This is a genomic window from Chryseobacterium contaminans, from assembly GCF_001684955.1.
In the GTDB taxonomy this organism is placed as follows: Bacteria; Bacteroidota; Bacteroidia; order Flavobacteriales; family Weeksellaceae; genus Chryseobacterium; species Chryseobacterium contaminans.
In genome coordinates, this window is sequence record NZ_MAYF01000101.1 from 30,567 (window position 1) to 48,684 (window position 18,118).

Genomic DNA, 18,118 nt, shown 5'->3' on the forward strand with positions numbered 1-18,118 from the left:
TCATAATAGAGAAAAACTTCCGAAAGGAAGTTTTTTCATTTATTATATTCATGAAGAAAAGTTCTTGGGATCATAAAATTGATATAAATTTGCGCTTTTAAAAAATAAATTGGCTGATATGGCAGAAGTTACAGAAGGCGGTCATCACTTTGACCTAAAGAAGCTTTCATTTGTAGGCGTTATAGTTTCGCTTGGAATCGTTTTCGGAGATATTGGTACCTCACCACTCTATGTAATGAAGGCGATTGTGAATGCAAGAAAAGAAGGCGCTACGATGCCATTTGATGAATACATTGAAGGAGCATTATCCTGTATCATCTGGACATTGACGCTTCAGACCACCCTGAAATATGTGATCATCGCTTTAAGAGCAGATAACAAGGGTGAAGGTGGAATTCTTGCGTTGTATTCACTCGTAAAAAAACTCAAGAAAAAATGGCTGTATGTAGTTGCCATTATTGGAGCCTCCACACTCGTAGCAGACAGTGTAATCACCCCTTCCTTAACGGTGATGTCTGCAATTGAAGGGTTAAAGATCTATAACCCCGAAACTCCGGTAGTTCTCATTACCTTAATCATTCTATTCATTATTTTCGTCGTACAGCAGTTTGGAACCGCCTCTATTGGTAAGTTCTTTGGACCTGTGATGGTGACCTGGTTTCTTGTTTTAGGAATTTCAGGATCAATGCATATTTTTGACCATATTGAGATCATCAGAGCTTTCAATCCAATGTATGCTTATAATCTGATTACACATTCATCCAGTGCTATTGTGATTATGGGGGCTGTTTTCCTGTGTACAACGGGAGCAGAAGCTCTATATTCGGACTTAGGACATTGTGGTGCAAAGAATATCAGAATCAGCTGGATTTTTGTTAAGCTGATGCTCATTTTGAATTATTTGGGGCAAGGGTCTTGGCTGCTGGATAATTACCATCAGGTACACAACGGAGTAAATCCATTCTTTGGAATTATGCCTGAATGGGCTGTTTTGCCAAGTGTAATTCTGGCTACTGCGGCAGCAATTATTGCCAGTCAGGCAGTAATTACAGGGTCATTTACCATGTTCTCAGAAGCAATGTCTATCTCTTTCTGGCCAAATCAGCATATCGAATATCCCTCAGGGATTAAAGGACAGATGTATATTCCCAGAATTAACTGGGGGTTGATGGCTTTCTGTTTTATAGTGGTTGTGTTCTTCCAGAAATCAGAACGTATGGAAGCTGCTTACGGGCTTACCATTACCATTACCATGTTGATGACAACAATTCTTCTTTTATTCTGGTTGAGCCGTACAAGAGTCAGTAAGATCTTTATTGCAGGTTTTGCCATTGTATATCTGTTCCTGGAATCAGGATTCTTTTATGCCAACGTTATTAAATTTGTAGACGGAGGTTGGTTAACTATGGTATTAGGTGGCTTTATTGCAGTATGTATGTATGCATGGTACAACGGAAGGTTAATTAAAGCAAACTTCATTCAATATGTGAAAATAGAAAAATATGTATCTATTCTTAAAGACATGAAACTGGATGAGTCTATTCCAAAATATGCCACTAACTTAGCTTATCTGAGCCGTGCTAAAAGAAACGATGAAGTAGAATCAAAAATCATTTATTCCATCATCAAAAAGCAGCCGAAAAGAGCAGATCATTATTTCATCCTGAGTATAGTAAATCAGGAAGATCCATATACTTTTAAATATACTGTGGATGAAATTCTTCCAGGAACAGTATATAAAATTAACTTCCTATTAGGATTTAAAGTAGACCGAAGAATCAATGATTATTTCAATATGGTTCTTAAAGATTTAATGGCGGATGGAACCATTCCTTCAAGAAGCAGCCACCCGTCTTTAAGAGCCCATGATATACCACCGGATCTGAAGTATGTAATTATAGATAATACTTATATCAACGATATACTTTTAACTGTTAAACAGAAGATTACCCTTAATATTTACAACTTTGTAAAGTATATCGGAAGTGATGACTTTAAGGCCTGGGGAGTGTCTTCTCACAACGTAGAAGTAGAATCTGCTCCTATTACAGAGCTTACTGTTTATGACAATAAAATTGAACAGTCCGGATACTTCCGTCATAACTCTTAATCCCTGGGGTATTTAAACCATACTATCTATTTAAATAAAATTCAATAAATTTGTAGATAATTTTTTTAATGGATACAGTACAAAAAGAAAAAAATATAGCTTTGATCAAGGATGTTTTAAGGAACTACTTACTAGAAAAAGGGTTCAGAAACACTCCTGAAAGATATACGATATTAGAAGAAATTTATAATATGGATCATCACTTCAATGTTGATGATCTATATCTTCTCATGATGCAGAAGAAGTATCATGTTTCTAAAGCAACTATTTATAACACGATTGAGATTTTCCTTGATGCCGGTTTAATCCGTAAGCATCAGTTCGGAGAAAAGACCCTGACCTCTTCATCTTATGAGAAGTCTTATTTTGACAAACAGCATGATCACCTGGTGATCTACAAAAAAGACTCTGATAAAGAAATTGAAGAAATTATTGAATTCTGTGACCCAAGAATTCAAGGAATCAAAGAAGCCATTGAAGAAGCATTTGGCGTAAAAATTGATTCTCATTCGCTATATTTTTATGGCACTAAGAATGACTAATTAATGAGAATAATCCTTTTTCTGTTTATCTTTATTTCTACGCTTAGCTTTGCGCAGGACAAAACACCTGTGAAGAGAGATCCCTATTTACAGACTTCTTCACCTGCAAAACCTCAGCCACTGAAACCAGAAGATAAAATAAAACTTATCAACGCAGATAAAATTATTAAAGATCCCGCAAAATATGATGGTAATCAGTATTTTGTAGGAAATGTTCAGATAGAGCAGAAGGGATCTATACTTACGGCAGATGAAGTTGTACTTTACAGCGAAGAAAACTTTGCCAAAGCCATTGGAAATACAAAACTTCAGAATGCCGATGGCTCCGTTATTACAGCAGGAGAAATGGAATATGATGGAAATACCCAAAAAGGTGTTGCCAGAAAGAATGTTGTCCTTACGGATCCTAAGCAGACTATTAAAACTGATATTCTGTATTATGATAAACTGTCTAGCCAGGCCTATTTTAATACGGGAGGAACTATTTCCGACAGTCAGGGAAATGTGATGTATACCAAGTCTGCTACCTATTTTCTCGATACTAAAATGATCGATTTTGTTGGAAATGTTAAAATAGATAACGCCCAATACATTATAGAAGGAGTTAATATTAAGCAAAATCAGAATACCAAAGTAGCTGAATTTTTCGGGCCTACTACTATTACCAACAGAGCAAATCCTAAAAACAGGGTCTATACAGAAAGGGGAACCTATAGAATGGAAACCAAAGAAGCTTTCCTGAATAAAAATTCCAAGATCTTTTATAACGATAAAATCCTTACGGGTGATGATATGTATTTTAATCAGATCACAGGTTTTGGGAAAGCAACCGGTAATGTAAAGCTTGATGATCCGAAGGAAAGAAGATACGTAAAAGGAGGGTATGGTGAAATCTTCGAGAAGAAAGACTCTTCAATGATAACCAAAAATCCTTATGCAGTAAAAATCATGGAAAAAGATACTGCATATTTTGCAGCAGAGAAGATCATAACTTATCAGAGACCGGATTCTCTTGATATAACAATCAAGAAGAGCTTTTTAAGAGCCTATAAAAAAGCAAGAATATACAAATCCAATGCACAGGGAAGAGCGGACTCCATTGCTTTCAACGAAACAGATGGTGTTATGCACATGTATACAAAACCTATTTTATGGAGTGGCGAAAAACAAGTGACAGGAGATAAAGTTGAAGCCTATTTTAATACCCAGAATGAGAATATAGACTCTTTGAAGGTGATCGGAAATGCCTTCGCCATCAGTAAAGTAGACTCTTTAAACCTGAAAGATGAATTTAACCAGGTAAAAGGTAAGTTTATGACTGTTTATTATCAGGGGAATGATATAAAAGAGGCCAGAGTAGTTGGAAATGCACAGTCTATTGCTTATGTTGATGATGTAAATAAAGAAACCAAAAAACCGGAAAGAATAGGAATCACACTTTCTGCCTGCGGTATCATAGGTGCTTTATTTGAAGAAAGAGCTTTACAGATTATTTCATGTAGTATTGGTGCTACAGCTGATACTTATCCGATGAGTAAAATAGAACCATCAAAAAGGAAATTTCCTGATTTTAACTGGAACACGAAAGACCGGATCAGGAAATGGCAGGACATACTGGTAGACAGTCCTAATTATGAAGAAATCAAGTATTCTTCAGATAATGAGCTTTATGACCAGGCTCAAAAAGCTATAGAAAAAGAAAGGGCTAAAGAAGAAGCCAAAAAGCCAAAAAGAGTAAGAAAATAATTATAAAATGAAACCGCTTTATTACAAAGCGGTTTTTTATTTTTCTTAACTGTTAACTAACATTATTTTAGTATACTATATTGATTATCAGTTTTATTTGTGTATGTTTTTTGTCGTAGTTAATTGATTTTTAATCTGACTAAAAATCAAAATAAAATCTTCTTTTTGAAGCTGAAATGTTTAAAAAACATTTTTTCATATCATTAAATGGTGAATTTTTATCAATGCAAGTCACCAAAAAATGGATAAAATTGTTCAAATTTTACCCTTAAATTTAAAAATTTAAAATATTTTTTTCTGCTAGTGGCTTAAAATTTTCCGTTCACCACAACTGCTTTTTTATTGATTTCACTTATCATAATATTTTGGAATTATTTTTTTTTAATAATAGCATAATCATCTGATTATAATATTTTATAAATTTAATAGGTCAAGCCAATCTAAAAATGACAATATGAAATTAGAATTTATTACCTTGATCTTTATTATTTGTAATATAAAGGTCAATGCTCAAGTTGGTATTTCCAAGACAGCAGGCTTTCAGCCAGACGTTCGAGCTCAATTGCACGTAAAGCAAGATGATTACGCCGCCAGATTACCGAGAGCAAACACAACTTCGGTATTACCTTCCTCATTAACCGGTACAACAGGAGATGGAACTCAAGGATCCATTATCTTTAATCGTGAAACAGGAAGTGTTGTTCAGAATGACGGAACAAGTTGGAAAATTTCAGATCCTATTGTTACCACCATGAAGAATAATAAGATGGCCCGTTTTATAAGGAACGGTACCGTTACTACTACATGTGATCCCTGTGTACTATTACCATTTCCTAATTGTATTATAGGATCTAATCAGCAGTGTGCAGCCGTAGATGTTCCATTTACTACAGGTGTACCAGCTTTGAATGAAATCTCAACTGATGTAGATTTACTAAGTACAACAAGTAATGTAATTAATTTTAAAACAAGAGGCTTATATAAAATATCTTTTAAAAGTGGTGCGCTTAATGTAGGAACCCCTACTTGTTTAGGGGCATCAACCAATTTGTATTCCAGATTGAATTTAGAGATTAGCTCAGATAACGGAACAACATGGAGGCCTGTTAATAATACAGTAAGTAATACTACAGGTGGATTGCTTTCATTAGGTTCAATACCTGTTGGATCCATAGATGTGGGACAGTCACTTGCATTTACTTATGTAGGTGTTTTTAATGCGAATGACAGAGCAAGACTAAGATTTTATGGTAACCAGACGATGCTGGTAGGTGGCTGTGTAGGAAACAATATGTTTTTTGCAATGAACACTACAGGAAACTCCATATCAGATATTATTGTTGAAAAAATAAATATGCAATAAGATGAAAAAGGTTACATTAATTATAGCTCTTTTTATCCAATACCTTCTACAGGCGCAGGTCGGTATTGGCGGTGATATTTATAGTACTAAAAATATAGTAAAAGTTTTGGACGGAACCAAAGGAGCCATACTTCCTTATTCCAATAGTTTTACTTCATTTCCACAATATAATGCTGGAGTAACAGATATATTTAACGATTATCCAAACCTGGTAGGTGGACTTATCTACAATAAGGCCGATGATCAGTATTATAAATATGATGGTTATGCATGGAATCCTGCCAGACAGATTCAGGGTATTTACCAGCCTAAAGGATCAAGATTAGGGATTTCTTCAGGGATTTCTATTCCTTGTATTGCTTTTGGTTTAGGAATATGTCTTTCAACAGGTTCTGCTGTTTATTTAGCTCCGGATGATAAAAGTGAAGTTCTTGTAGATAATCTTACATTAAAAAATGCAACTAATGTAACGATAAAACAGGCGGGGATCTATGATGTAGGAGCAGCTTTAGGCTTTACAGGCGGATCTCTTGGAGCTCAGGTTGGGGTAACGGAATTTAAACTCACGCTGCAGGTTAGATATACACCTACAGGAAACTGGGAAACTATTGTTACCAAATCCAATTACTCACTCATATTTGTTATTGATACCAATGGAAACAAAACATGCAGCTTTGCACAGACTCTTTCTTTACCAATAGGTGCAGAATTAAGAGTTATTCCTACCATCAGGACTATTGGAGGTTCAGGAGGATCTCTGTCAGCGTATGGTACAGATTCCAACTCAATCAATTCTTATCTCGCAGCACGTTTAATTAAAGCTTATTAAGATGAAAAAATATATATTCGGACTGTCTTTATTGGCTGCCAATATTTACAGTGCACAGGTGAACTTCACCAGTATCCCCAATCCGGATTCCAATGCCAGTGGAAATGATCGTGTAATGATGTATATCACCAATACCAGTGAAGCAACAGGTGTAAAAGGTTTCGGACTTCCGGCTGTAAACACTATAACAGATCTTCCTTATACAGGAGCTAGTGCTCCGGCAACCAGAATAGAAGAATTGAGAGGAATGCTGCTATTTGTTAAAAGTACAGGTGAAGTAATGGTTTTTGACGGGCTTGTATGGAGCAAAGCTTTTGAAATAGAATCTGACAATATTTCAAGATTCCGGTTGAATCCTGTCTCCACTACCAATGGTACAGCTTTTCTCCCCATCAATAACACTGTAGATAAACCTAATTTTCTTGCAGACCCTTTAAAACTCAAAACCAATGTTCCTACAACTGGTGCGGATCTCAATAGATTATACATCAGGCAGACAGGATTGTACAGAGTTAATGTGAGCCTTACCTTTACAGGTCCTGCCGGATCATTTAGTAACAGGTTAGGGGCCAGTTTATATCTGAATGATGTGAAAAGATTTCAATTACTGGAAGACACTGTTAATTTTGACGGAACCAACCGGAAAATAAGTCTGGATATTTCAGTATATGCAGTACAGGGACAGTATATTACATTGGAGTCTATTACAGAGGTAAGTGGTACAACCAACTACACTGTTACCAATGACAGTTATGTAACCGTAGAAAAAGTATTATAAACTTAAACGAATCTTACTATTTCATTTAATATCACTCTTAAGTAATTAAGGGTGATTTTTTATTCCCTGATAATAATTTCGGCGTTTGCCGAATCTTTTATAGCTTTGCTGAAATTTTTCGAGACAATGGAAATGCACAAAGATTTTTTTATATATCAGGCACAAACCACAAAATTTGCAGCAGGTTTTGAGGTTGAAAAAGCAGAAGGAAGCTATATTTATGGTACAGATGGAAGAAAATATCTTGATTTTGTAGCAGGAGTGTCTGCCAATACATTAGGGCATTCACATCCAAAAGTAGTCAATGCGATTAAAGAACAGGCCGATAAATATCTGCACGTAATGGTGTACGGAGAATATGCTCAGGAAAAGCCAATTGCATTATGTAAATTGCTTGCAGAAGCTACTCCGGAACCCTTGGAGGTTACATATCTTGTAAATAGCGGGGCAGAAGCTATCGATGGAAGTCTGAAACTGGCTAAAAGATATACCGGAAGAGAAGAAATTGTTTCCTTTAAAAATTCCTATCACGGAAATACCCATGGAGCATTAAGTGTTTCAGGAAATGAAAACCATAAAAGAGAATTTCGTCCGTTATTACCGATGATAACTTTTATCGAATTTAATAATGAAAATGAGTTTGATAAGATCACTGAAAAAACAGCCTGTGTTATTCTGGAAACTATTCAGGGGGCAGCAGGATTTTTGGTTCCAAATGATGATTATCTCATCAAGCTGAAAAAAAGATGTGAAGAAGTAGGAGCTCTTTTGATTCTGGACGAAATCCAACCCGGTTTTGGAAGAACAGGAAAGCTGTTTTCATTTGAACATTTTGGGATTGTTCCGGATATCCTTGTTATGGGTAAAGGTATGGGAGGTGGTGTTCCGGTAGGAGCATTTATGAGTTCCATGAAAATTATGGAAACATTGTCTCATTCTCCAAAATTGGGACATATTACTACTTTTGGAGGAAATCCACTTATTGCAGCAGCCAGTTATGCTACCTTGAAAGAAGTGCTGGAAAGCGGCTTAATGGAAGAAGTTGAAGAAAAAGAAAAACTATTCAGGGAACTTTTAGTACATCCTAAGATTAAAAATATCAATGGTAGAGGGCTAATGCTTGCAGTAAACCTCGGAGAACCGGAATATACCTTAAATGTGGCTAAAAAATGCATGGAAAATGGTCTTATTGTCTTCTGGCAGTTATATAGAAATGAATATTTGAGAATTTCTCCACCATTAACCATTTCAAAAGACGAAATCAGAAAAGGCTGCCAGATCATACTGGATATTCTTAATGAAAATTAAAGATAATGTCTCTCCAAACGGAGAGATTTTTTTTATGCTTTACATGGCAGATTTAAAGCATTATACTTAACATAATACATATTTATAATCTCTGATAAATATCATGCAGATTCTTTAAAAAAGTAACTGCAATTTTGTGTAATAAAAAAATTAATTTATATATTGCGGGACGATAAAAACAAAGATTATATGGCGAAACATAAAGTCCATTACGAATTTCCAATGCATTGTTTATCAGAGATTTTATATGAATATCTGGCTACTGCAGAGGGGTTGTCTGAATGGTTTGCGGATGAGGTTACAGAGAAAGGCGATGATTTCTTTTTTAGCTGGGGTGGAGGCCCTGCAGAAAAGGCCACTTTGATCAGATATAAGCCTGAAGGTTTCGTGCGTTTCAGATGGGAAGAAGACGAAGGAACTAAAAACTTCTTTGAAATGACAATCGTAATAGATGATATTACAGAAGACTTATCACTTAATATTACAGATTTCTGTGAAGAAGGTGATGAAGATGAAAACGCAATGTATTGGGAAAATCTTATTGAGAACCTCAGAATAAAATTAGGTGCTGCATAATGCAGGACTGTATCAAATGATAAAACTGATGAACGATTTATCGTTCATTATTTTTTTGTAAATAAATCACATCGAAAATTGGAAAATCAATATTTTACATCAGATACATTGAATGTAAAGAACAGAGCCTTTCTTTGGGGCGATGCAGTAAAAGTCTCTTTCTTTATAAGAGACGGCAGATTGATCATGGATGAAGAATGCTATTTCTTCCTGATGGCTTCCATGAGAAAGATGAGAATGAATATTCCTCTAACTTATACGCTGGAGTTTTTCCAGTCGCTGTTCCAAAAGGAAATTATAGATGGGGAAGGTATAAAGAATGGAATTATTAACTTCCAGGTATTTAGAAACCAGGATGCGGCAACATTGGCGAAATCTTCAATTTCCTATTTTTATGAAGTTGAAGAAAAAGGAGATGTGCTGTCTGTTCATCATAGACCCCTGGAGCTGGATCTGATAAAGGAAATTAATGTAAACAATAACCTCTTAAGCAATATCAGAGTACACTGTCCGGAAAATATTTATGGTGGGATTTACGCCCAGGAAAATGATCTTGATGATGTTATTCTTTTAAATCCTAATAAAAGAATTGCCCGTACCACTTGTGGTAATCTTTTGTTTATGGAAGGAGATGTTATTAAAGTTCCAAAGCAGGCAGAAGGGGCTTACATCTCTCCTTTAATGGAAAATTTCGTTACTTTTTTACATAAAAATAACCTGGCAGATATCCAGGAACACGAGATCATTGCATTTGAATCTCAGAAAGCAGAAGAGATTTTAATGATTTCTGATGAGAAAGGCCTGTTTTCTGTAGGTAAAATAAGAAATAAAACCTTTGAAGTTTCCCGGTTTACAGAATTGGTAGAAAGCTGGAAAAAGAGTTTTAACTCATAAATTGACAAACCCGGTAAACAACAAAGTTATAAAGTCCTTTACCGGGTTTTATTCTGAATAAATCAGAAATTGTTTCTTTATTTAATTTTCGTTGATGATGTCAACGAATTTCTGTGCGATTTCCTTTTGTCCATCCTCACTGGTAATATAAGCCCTGTCTGCAGAATTGTTGATAAAACCTAACTCAACCAATACAGCAGGTGCTTTTGTTTCTCTTAAAATATGAAGATTACTACGCTCCTCAATTTTACGGACTTTGAATTTTTTATAGATTTTCCCTGCCAGTTTCTTAGATTCTTCGGAATTTTGAACGTAAAGTTCAGTACCATGCATAGAGGTCTCCTTCTGAGGAGAAGTATTAACATGGAGTGAAATGACCATTTCAGGGTTCAGGATATTGATTTGATTGGTTCTTTCCGAAAGGCTGGGATAAGTATCCTCACTTCTTATTAAAATTACCTCGTACTCATCATGATTTCCATTAAGTTTTTGTATTTGTTTTGCAATACTTAATGTGATATCTTTTTCGTTAAAGCTGTCATATACTGCACCATGATCATTTCCGCCATGGCCGGCGTCTATGACGATATATTTCTTGTTAAGTGGAGTAAATGATAAAAAAGCAGTCGAAAAGATTGATAAAGCAAGTAATGTAATACCTTTCATTTCAGTGATTTTGGTTTTTCAAAGAACGGAAAAACTTTCTTTAAAATTGGTTAACAGAATCTTAAAATTTGTTAATTGTTTTTAATGATCTGAAAGGAATATTGCTAATTTAATGAGATATCCTCAGGAGAATTGGCCCAAAGTAAGAATTCTCCACCAAGATTCTGCATGATGGATTTCCATAAGGTCTGGTCATTCGGAAGGGTGTAATCAAGATTATAAACATCTACTACTGTCCACATTTTTCTCTGAACTTCACTATCCAGCTGATTGGGAGCCCATCCGGAATATCCTGAAAAGATTTTTACATTGTGAATATCCAGTTCATTGGCCAGGACAGCATTGATGATTCGCTCAATATCTTCGGTAAGATAATATTCATCGGTGATATCAGTGTATATTTCAGTTACTTTTTCATTACCTTTTACAATGAAAAATACCTTGTCATTTTCTACAGGGCCACCATCATACACCTCGATTTTAAAATCAAAGAAATCCTTGAATTTACTGCTCATCTGGCTGTTTTTTTTGTTCAGGATCAAACCAAAAGCTCCGCTTTCATTATGTTCAATAACCAATACTACCGATCTGGAAAAAATATCGCCGGAAATGTCAGGTGTCGAGATTAATATTTTACCTTTGTATGAGTGATTCATACTCAAATTTAATAAAAAATATTTATGGAAAACCTGCACGACAAAAGAAAAGTGTACGATAAATCCCAACTTATTGAAAGTGAGATAAAACAAAATCCAATTGAGCAGTTTAGAGACTGGTTTTTGGATGCTAGTGAAAGCCCGGAGGTCTCAGAAGCCAATGCTATGGCGGTTTCTACAGTAGAGGAAGATGGTTGTCCGAGAACAAGAATGGTCTTGTTGAAGGCCTACACTCATGAAGGATTTATTTTCTATACCAATTACAACAGCAGAAAAGGAAAAGCAATCGAGGATAATCATAAAGCATGCCTGCATTTTTTCTGGCCAAATCTGGAAAGACAGGTCATTATCAAGGCCAACCTTGAAAAAGTTGCAGAGAATCTCAGCGATGGTTATTTCCATTCCAGACCCAAAGGAAGCCAGCTGGGAGCCGTAGTTTCTCCCCAAAGTCAGGAAATTCCCAATCGTGAATTTCTGGAAGAAAAATTAAAAGAGCTGGAAAAAGAATATGAAAACACAGAGGTTCCAAGACCTGCTCATTGGGGTGGATATCTTGCGAAACCTTACGAAATTGAATTTTGGCAGGGAAGACCCAATCGCTTGCATGATAGAATTGTATATCAGTTAGAAGACCTGGATTGGAAGATTTCAAGACTTGCTCCATAGTTATAAAGTAGGAATGAAGGCTGAAACACTAGAGTTTGTGATACTGATTTTTTAAGGTTTTATTCAAAACTTGTACATTCATTTCTAAAGCTTCTTTTTAAAGAATATTTTTTATTCTCCATCTACTATCTGCAATCATAGAACATAAAAAAAGACCACTTCATTGAAGTGGTCTTGAATTTTCGTAATCTGAATGATTATTTTTTCTTAGCACCAGAAACTGCGTTTGATAAATCAGCTCCAGCCTTAAATTTAGCAACTTTTTTAGCAGCAATTTTGATTGGTTTTTTAGTTGCAGGGTTGATCCCTTGTCTAGCTGCTCTCTCAGCTACTGAGAAAGTACCGAAACCTACTAAAGAAACTTTTCCGTCTTTTTTCTTTAAAGTAGAAGTTACGTTAGAAATAAAAGATTCTAAAGCAGCTTTTGCTGCAACTTTAGTGATACCTGCATCTTTTGCGATTGCGTCGATTAATTCAGACTTGTTCATAATTTTTAATATTAAAGTTAGTTCGTAATTATAGCAAATATAATACTATTTTCTAATTGTGCAATTTTTTTATTAAAACTTATACAATTTTTTTACTTTTCAGTGAAAACAGTTAAAATATGATAATTTGGGATTTCACGAAAAATCTACGTTACCGGTTACTAAAATCATGCCAAATGCTTATGTTTATTGACTTTAGCAAAAAGTTAATATTATTTCCTGTATTTATTAAATCCTAAATTGTGTATAAAGTATTAATGTTTTTAAGAATATAATTGTTAATAATATAAGTAATGATCTCTTTTTTTGTGTTTTATAAAATTAAACTACCTTGTTTATGGGAGTTTTTTAATGGTAGGGAAGGTCTGTTTTATTAATTTTTATTAATAAATTTGCAGCATGTTAATAGAAGTTTTTAAGTCCAAGATTCATAGGGTAAGAGTTACAGCCTCAGACCTTAATTATATAGGAAGTATAACAATAGATGAAGATCTGATTGAAGCTGCCGGATTGGTAGTGGGAGAAAGGGTTTATATCGTCAATGTAAATAACGGAGAGCGTTTTGATACTTATGTTATCAAAGGCAAAAGGAAATCAGGAGAAGTATGCCTTAATGGTCCGGCTGCAAGAAAGGTACAGAAGGATGATATTATCATCATTATTGCTTATGCACAAATGACACCTGAAGAAGCAAAAGACTTCCAGCCGAAGATCGTTTTCCCGGATGAAAAAACAAACCTTCTTACATAATTCATGGAGAAAACATCAAAAAGTCCTTTAAAATCAATACTTACAATAGTAATATCGCTTGCTTTTGCAGGCTTTTTTTTATGGCTGGCCTTACGGGGGCTTGATTTTAAAGTGATTCAGCAGTCATTGGCTAAGGCGAATTACCTTTGGGTATTATTTGCAGCCGTATTTGGTCTTTTGGCGTATTGGTTCAGGGCCATTCGTTGGAATCTGATGCTGGAGCCAATGGGGCATAGGATTTCCAATTCCAATTCCCTCTGGTCTATTTCATTTGGATATCTTATGAATCTTACGATTCCCAGAAGTGGAGAAGTGGCAAGAGCTACAGCATTATATGGAGTGGAAAAAGTGCCTGTAGATAAATCTTTCGGAACTATTATCCTGGAAAGGGTAGTGGATTTGATATGTATGCTTGGTTTTCTTGGGCTGACATTATTATTTAAATATGAAGCAATCCTGTCATTTTATGAAAATTCGGGAGTGAATATAAATCCTAACAAAATTTTGCTTGTTCTTGCTGTATTGATGGGAGGTACAATTTTGTTTTTTGCTTTTAAAAGGAAGTTGGCGAATGTTCCCTTCCTTGGTAAGATCGTTAATTTTATAGACGGAATTTTTCAGGGACTGACTACCATTTTTAAATTAAAGCAAAAAGGAAAGTTTATCTTATATACATTGGGAATCTGGATTTGCTATTATTTTGCAGCATATCTTGTTTGCTTTGCACTTCCTGAAACTTCGGCGTTTACCTTTGCAGATGGCTTCTTCATAATTGTTGTAGGAACGCTAGGTATGATTATTCCTGCAAGTGGTGGAATCGGAGCGTATAACCTGGCTATGAAGTATGGTTTTATGGCTCTTTTTATTTCAGTGGGGAAAAGCGCTGATCTTGGCGGGGAAATGGGACTTACCTATTCTTTTATATCTCTGCCGCTCCAGATTGTTATTATGCTGGTAATGGGGCTTATTTCTATTCCGATGCTGACAAAAGCAAGAAATGAAGTTGCTTCAAAGAAAGAGTTTTAAATATTAATTCAACATTATACTGTATAAAAGGTTCAATTTTAATTGAGCCTTTTTTTGTGATGTTAATTTGACGGGGAAATTAGACTTAATTGCTTTATATCCATTATTTTTAATAAATAAATTTGGTCAGTTCGTAAATCAAATCTATCTTAATGCAAAAAATAATTCATAACATAAAATACTATGGCGATTAATCTACAGAAAGGACAAAAGATCGAGATCGGATTGACTAAAATGACGATAGGACTTGGTTGGGATCCTAATGAAGGGACAGGCTACGATTTTGATCTTGATGCTTCTGCAATCATGATTGATGCTGACAGAAAATTAGTAAGCGAAGAATATTTTGTTTTTTATAATAACCTGAAGTCGCCGGATGGTGCTCTTACCCATACCGGAGATGATCCAAGCGGAAAGAACAGTGATGGAGATGATGATGAAGCCATTATTATTGATCTTGATAAAGTGGATTCAAGGGTAGAGGAGATTCTTTTTGTAGTCACTATTGAAGATTTTGAAAGGAGAAAACAGAATTTCGGACAGGTGAGAAATTCTTATATCAGAGTAGTAGACAATAATACCAACCAGGAAATTGCAAAATATGAACTGGATGAAGATTTTTCCATTGAAACAGGAGTTGAGTTCGGAAGACTGTATAAAAGAAACGGAAGCTGGAAATTTGAAGCATCAGGAATAGGATATAGAGCAGATCTTGGCTTCTTCCTTGAAAAATATTATAAAGGACAAATCATCAAATAAATCATACACGAATACACAAAACGATAACTATGGCAATTAATTTACAGAAAGGTCAAACGATTGATTTAAGAAAAAACGACCGTGGAGAAAGTGTTTATGACCTTTCAAAAGTAACAATCGGATTAGGATGGGATGTAAGGAAACAAGGTGGTTTCTTTGGGAAACTTTTTAATAAGGAAGCTGAATATGATCTTGATGCAGTAGCGTTTCTTTTAGATGGTAACGGAAAGGTTGCCAACCTTGGAAGAACGGTTCAGACGAATGATGGAAGACAGATGGGATTGTATCAGGGAGATGTGGTTTTCTTCAATTCTATGCAACATCCAAGCGGAAATGTATGGTTAACGGGAGATAACAGAACCGGAGCCGGAGATGGTGATGATGAGCAGATCATTGTAAAGCTGGATCAACTGGATCAAAGCTACCAGAAAATTGTATTCCTTGTTACTATTTATCAGGGAAGAAGCAATAACCAGCACTTTGGAATGATTGAAAATGCATTTATCCGTGCTGTAGATGCTTCAGGGAAAGAAATTACCAAGTACAGCCTTTCCGGAGATTCAAGTATGAACGGAATGTGTGCGATGGTTTTTGCTGAAGCGTACCGTCATAACGGAGACTGGAAGTTCCGTGCTTTGGGAGAACCTCATCATACAGATAACTTCATTGATATCCTGAGACAGCAGTATTCATACTCAAACTAGACTTTATATTTCTATTCAACATAACAGCCGGCTGGGAAGTCTTCGACTTCCTCCGCCGGCTTCAGAATTAATAACCGCCTTATGACCAGAAGATTATTAGCCTATTTTTTACTGGATACTTCCGGTTCTATGAACGGGGAGCCTATCCAGGCATTGAACAACGGTTTCAACGGGCTTATCAGTATGCTTCGTGCAGATCCGCAAGCGATGGAAAGCCTTCATTTAAGTGTCATTACTTTTGATAGGGATGTTAAAAATATCATTCCGTTAACTGCGCTTGCCAATTTTTATCCCATGGAAATAACCTGTCCGGATAGTGGCCCAACTCATACAGGTGCAGCACTGGAAATGGTGGCAGATCTGGTCCGGAAAGATCTTGTAAAAGGTTCTGAGGATGAAAAAGGAGACTGGCAGCCTCTGCTTTTTATATTTACAGATGGAAAACCTTCAGATATTCAGAAATACAGACAGATGATCCCTGTGCTTAGAGATCTCGATTTTGGAGCTATCGTAGGGTGCGCCGCAGGTCCGAAAGCAGATGAACAGTTTCTTAAGGAGCTGACGGATCATGTTGTAAAGTTAGATACCACAGATGCTATAACCCTATCTTCCTTTTTCAGATGGGTGAGTTCTTCGATTACACAAGGTGGACATTCACAGAATACAACAGATCACGTAACATTGCCTCCGCCACCATCGGAGCTGAATATTATTATTTAAAAAAATTGTCTTTAAACGTATGAGAAGACTGCCTATTTATTTTTTAATAGATGTCTCCGAATCTATGGTAGGAGATCCAATTGAACAGGTACAGGAAGGAATTTCGGATATTGTCCGGGAACTGAAGAAAGATCCGTATTCCTTGGAAACGGTTTACATTTCCGTGGTAGTTTTTGCAGGAGAGGCTGAAGTGATTACGCCGCTCCAGGATATTATCAGTTTTTATCCACCCAAAATTCCGATTGGAAGTGGTACCTCATTGTCTCAGGGATTGATTAAAATCATGGACTGCATAGATCGGGATGTTGTAAAAACAACTTATGATAGAAAAGGCGACTGGAAACCAATTGTTTTTCTGTTTACAGACGGAGTTCCCACTGATGATGCCACCAAAGCGATTGAAAGATGGAATACTAAATATAACGGGAAAGCCAATACCATTGCTGTTTCTATAGGGGAGAATACCAATTATAAACTGTTGGGTTCACTGGCTGATAATGTTTTACTTTTCAATAATACAGATGAGAACTCGTATAAGGAGTTTTTTAAATGGGTTACAGATTCTATTAAAACAACCAGCCAAAGTGTTACGGAAGCGAAGAAAGAAGGGATCAATCTTTCTAAAATTGATTCTGTTATCCTTGAAAAAGTAGACCCGCAGATGGAACAACGTTTTCCGGACAATAATTTTGTGGTCTTAAATGGTAAATGTTCAGAAACGGATAAACTCTATCTGATGAAATTTAAAAAAACATTCGGGGAATCCAGTATTCCGGGAATGTCAACCAGGTATTATAAACTGGAAGGAGCCTATAAAATTGATGAAAAATCTTATTACAGGCTATCTTCTGCGCAAAGGAGCAACCTTAGAATTTCAATAGAAGAACTTCAGGGGGGAACTTCCTGTCCGCACTGTGCAAATCCTATTGCCCTGGCAACCTGTGCATGTGGTGGAATCCATTGCCTGCAAGGCGAAGGATATAATAAATGTCCCTGGTGCGGAACTTCCGATTATTACGGATATTCCGGCGGTGGGTTTGATATCAACAGAACTTTAGGTTAAAGCATAGGCCCATGAAAATACCTTCATTTTATTTTGGAAGCGGGAAAAAGCCTGTGGAAAAAGGAACTATTCATAAAGAAAAAGAAGAATTTAAAGAAGTTCACTGGGTACTAAAGCATGCGCTTTCAGGGAAGTTCTATGAGTTCACTTTTGAAATGAATGACTTTCCGAATATCGTCATTAAAAACATTAGAAATCTGGAAGAAACTGGGCTTACTTTTGAAAATAACAGGATTTCCGGCATTCCGACGGCTCATAATATGTATCATCTGGATATAGAGTTTTTTCATACTGAGGATAAAGAAAATATAGAAAGGAAAAGAGTTCAGTTATTGGTTAATATTGACCCTAAAGATTTATGGAAGAATATTCCCAGTGATAGAAATGCTGATTTTTATAAAGAAGATGAGGTTTCATTTCAAGGGAAATTTTCAGATAAGAAAATTGTTGTAGCTTCCAAAAGAGGACGTTCTC

19 protein-coding genes and 1 pseudogene are annotated in these 18,118 nt (G+C 35.8%); 17 read left to right on the plus strand and 3 right to left on the minus strand.

The window, feature by feature from the left end:
* Nucleotides 1-118 precede the first annotated feature (118 nt).
* The 9 genes from BBH99_RS07460 (at nt 119) to BBH99_RS07500 (ending at nt 10,146) form a co-directional block, all read left to right on the plus strand.
* Nucleotides 119-2,110, plus strand: coding sequence for a KUP/HAK/KT family potassium transporter (locus tag BBH99_RS07460; protein WP_066694068.1), 1,992 nt, complete (start codon nt 119-121; stop codon nt 2,108-2,110).
* Nucleotides 2,111-2,178: 68 nt separating this feature from the next.
* Nucleotides 2,179-2,652 carry a Fur family transcriptional regulator gene (locus tag BBH99_RS07465; RefSeq protein ID WP_027374694.1) on the plus strand — a complete coding sequence of 158 codons (474 nt, stop codon included), beginning with the start codon at nt 2,179-2,181 and terminating at the stop codon, nt 2,650-2,652.
* A gap of 3 nt (nt 2,653-2,655) precedes the next feature.
* Nucleotides 2,656-4,398 carry an OstA-like protein gene (locus BBH99_RS07470; RefSeq protein WP_066694070.1) on the plus strand — a complete coding sequence of 581 codons (1,743 nt, stop codon included), beginning with the start codon at nt 2,656-2,658 and terminating at the stop codon, nt 4,396-4,398.
* A gap of 454 nt (nt 4,399-4,852) precedes the next feature.
* A complete protein-coding gene (locus BBH99_RS07475) occupies nt 4,853-5,761 on the plus strand; it encodes a hypothetical protein (RefSeq protein ID WP_066694072.1) in 909 nt (302 codons plus the stop codon).
* Between the two features lies 1 nt (nt 5,762).
* Nucleotides 5,763-6,590: a hypothetical protein gene (locus BBH99_RS07480; protein WP_066694074.1), complete on the plus strand. Its 828-nt coding sequence runs from the start codon at nt 5,763-5,765 to the stop codon at nt 6,588-6,590.
* Between the two features lies 1 nt (nt 6,591).
* The gene (locus BBH99_RS07485) at nt 6,592-7,368 is read left to right on the plus strand and encodes a hypothetical protein (RefSeq protein WP_066694076.1); all 777 of its coding nucleotides are present in this window, start codon (nt 6,592-6,594) and stop codon (nt 7,366-7,368) included.
* Nucleotides 7,369-7,500: 132 nt separating this feature from the next.
* The gene (locus BBH99_RS07490; RefSeq protein ID WP_066694109.1) at nt 7,501-8,676 is read left to right on the plus strand and encodes an aspartate aminotransferase family protein; all 1,176 of its coding nucleotides are present in this window, start codon (nt 7,501-7,503) and stop codon (nt 8,674-8,676) included.
* A 189-nt stretch (nt 8,677-8,865) separates the two neighbouring features.
* The gene (locus BBH99_RS07495) at nt 8,866-9,252 is read left to right on the plus strand and encodes an START-like domain-containing protein (protein WP_066694078.1); all 387 of its coding nucleotides are present in this window, start codon (nt 8,866-8,868) and stop codon (nt 9,250-9,252) included.
* A gap of 78 nt (nt 9,253-9,330) precedes the next feature.
* Entirely contained in the window at nt 9,331-10,146 is an 816-nt protein-coding gene (locus tag BBH99_RS07500) for an aminotransferase class IV (protein WP_066694080.1), read from the plus strand.
* An 81-nt stretch (nt 10,147-10,227) separates the two neighbouring features.
* Here the strand turns inward: BBH99_RS07500 and BBH99_RS07505 are convergent, their stop codons facing one another.
* Complete coding sequence (locus tag BBH99_RS07505) at nt 10,228-10,812, minus strand: N-acetylmuramoyl-L-alanine amidase family protein (RefSeq protein WP_066694083.1); 585 nt, start codon at nt 10,810-10,812, stop codon at nt 10,228-10,230.
* 104 nt (nt 10,813-10,916) lie between these two features.
* On the minus strand, nt 10,917-11,468 hold the full coding sequence (locus BBH99_RS07510) for a YqgE/AlgH family protein (RefSeq protein ID WP_066694086.1): 552 nt from the start codon (nt 11,466-11,468) through the stop codon (nt 10,917-10,919).
* A gap of 24 nt (nt 11,469-11,492) precedes the next feature.
* Here BBH99_RS07510 and pdxH point away from each other — a divergent pair, with 24 nt between their 5' ends.
* Nucleotides 11,493-12,134, plus strand: a complete 642-nt coding sequence (gene pdxH, locus BBH99_RS07515) for a pyridoxamine 5'-phosphate oxidase (RefSeq protein ID WP_066694088.1) — start codon at nt 11,493-11,495, stop codon at nt 12,132-12,134.
* A 197-nt stretch (nt 12,135-12,331) separates the two neighbouring features.
* Here the strand turns inward: pdxH and BBH99_RS07520 are convergent, their stop codons facing one another.
* Entirely contained in the window at nt 12,332-12,622 is a 291-nt protein-coding gene (locus BBH99_RS07520) for an HU family DNA-binding protein (protein ID WP_047097388.1), read from the minus strand.
* Nucleotides 12,623-13,021: 399 nt separating this feature from the next.
* Here BBH99_RS07520 and panD point away from each other — a divergent pair, with 399 nt between their 5' ends.
* The 7 genes and pseudogenes from panD to BBH99_RS07555 all read left to right on the plus strand — a co-directional run.
* The gene (gene panD / locus BBH99_RS07525) at nt 13,022-13,372 is read left to right on the plus strand and encodes an aspartate 1-decarboxylase (protein WP_002976902.1); all 351 of its coding nucleotides are present in this window, start codon (nt 13,022-13,024) and stop codon (nt 13,370-13,372) included.
* 3 nt (nt 13,373-13,375) lie between these two features.
* Nucleotides 13,376-14,398, plus strand: a complete 1,023-nt coding sequence (locus tag BBH99_RS07530) for a lysylphosphatidylglycerol synthase transmembrane domain-containing protein (RefSeq protein ID WP_066694090.1) — start codon at nt 13,376-13,378, stop codon at nt 14,396-14,398.
* A 183-nt stretch (nt 14,399-14,581) separates the two neighbouring features.
* Nucleotides 14,582-15,157 carry a TerD family protein gene (locus tag BBH99_RS07535; protein ID WP_066694092.1) on the plus strand — a complete coding sequence of 192 codons (576 nt, stop codon included), beginning with the start codon at nt 14,582-14,584 and terminating at the stop codon, nt 15,155-15,157.
* A 29-nt stretch (nt 15,158-15,186) separates the two neighbouring features.
* Nucleotides 15,187-15,861, plus strand: coding sequence for a TerD family protein (locus BBH99_RS07540; RefSeq protein WP_066694094.1), 675 nt, complete (start codon nt 15,187-15,189; stop codon nt 15,859-15,861).
* An 81-nt stretch (nt 15,862-15,942) separates the two neighbouring features.
* Entirely contained in the window at nt 15,943-16,581 is a 639-nt protein-coding gene (locus BBH99_RS07545) for a vWA domain-containing protein (RefSeq protein WP_066694096.1), read from the plus strand.
* A gap of 19 nt (nt 16,582-16,600) precedes the next feature.
* A complete protein-coding gene (locus BBH99_RS07550) occupies nt 16,601-17,644 on the plus strand; it encodes a TerY-C metal binding domain-containing protein (RefSeq protein WP_066694099.1) in 1,044 nt (347 codons plus the stop codon).
* 11 nt (nt 17,645-17,655) lie between these two features.
* Nucleotides 17,656-18,118, plus strand: a pseudogene (locus BBH99_RS07555) (PP2C family serine/threonine-protein phosphatase); the annotation flags it as partial.

Bases quoted from the DNA above. Each gene is read 5' to 3' on its own strand.
- BBH99_RS07490 (WP_066694109.1), top strand. From the start codon at position 7,501: ATGCACAAAGATTTTTTTATATATCAGGCACAAACCACAAAATTTGCA.
- BBH99_RS07520 (WP_047097388.1), bottom strand. From the start codon at position 12,622: ATGAACAAGTCTGAATTAATCGACGCAATCGCAAAAGATGCAGGTATC.
- BBH99_RS07530 (WP_066694090.1), top strand. From the start codon at position 13,376: ATGGAGAAAACATCAAAAAGTCCTTTAAAATCAATACTTACAATAGTA.
- BBH99_RS07535 (WP_066694092.1), top strand. From the start codon at position 14,582: ATGGCGATTAATCTACAGAAAGGACAAAAGATCGAGATCGGATTGACT.
- BBH99_RS07505 (WP_066694083.1), bottom strand. From the start codon at position 10,812: ATGAAAGGTATTACATTACTTGCTTTATCAATCTTTTCGACTGCTTTT.
- panD (WP_002976902.1), top strand. From the start codon at position 13,022: ATGTTAATAGAAGTTTTTAAGTCCAAGATTCATAGGGTAAGAGTTACA.
- BBH99_RS07540 (WP_066694094.1), top strand. From the start codon at position 15,187: ATGGCAATTAATTTACAGAAAGGTCAAACGATTGATTTAAGAAAAAAC.
- BBH99_RS07460 (WP_066694068.1), top strand. From the start codon at position 119: ATGGCAGAAGTTACAGAAGGCGGTCATCACTTTGACCTAAAGAAGCTT.
- BBH99_RS07470 (WP_066694070.1), top strand. From the start codon at position 2,656: ATGAGAATAATCCTTTTTCTGTTTATCTTTATTTCTACGCTTAGCTTT.
- BBH99_RS07465 (WP_027374694.1), top strand. From the start codon at position 2,179: ATGGATACAGTACAAAAAGAAAAAAATATAGCTTTGATCAAGGATGTT.
- BBH99_RS07480 (WP_066694074.1), top strand. From the start codon at position 5,763: ATGAAAAAGGTTACATTAATTATAGCTCTTTTTATCCAATACCTTCTA.
- pdxH (WP_066694088.1), top strand. From the start codon at position 11,493: ATGGAAAACCTGCACGACAAAAGAAAAGTGTACGATAAATCCCAACTT.
- BBH99_RS07485 (WP_066694076.1), top strand. From the start codon at position 6,592: ATGAAAAAATATATATTCGGACTGTCTTTATTGGCTGCCAATATTTAC.
- BBH99_RS07475 (WP_066694072.1), top strand. From the start codon at position 4,853: ATGAAATTAGAATTTATTACCTTGATCTTTATTATTTGTAATATAAAG.
- BBH99_RS07550 (WP_066694099.1), top strand. From the start codon at position 16,601: ATGAGAAGACTGCCTATTTATTTTTTAATAGATGTCTCCGAATCTATG.
- BBH99_RS07545 (WP_066694096.1), top strand. From the start codon at position 15,943: ATGACCAGAAGATTATTAGCCTATTTTTTACTGGATACTTCCGGTTCT.
- BBH99_RS07510 (WP_066694086.1), bottom strand. From the start codon at position 11,468: ATGAATCACTCATACAAAGGTAAAATATTAATCTCGACACCTGACATT.
- BBH99_RS07495 (WP_066694078.1), top strand. From the start codon at position 8,866: ATGGCGAAACATAAAGTCCATTACGAATTTCCAATGCATTGTTTATCA.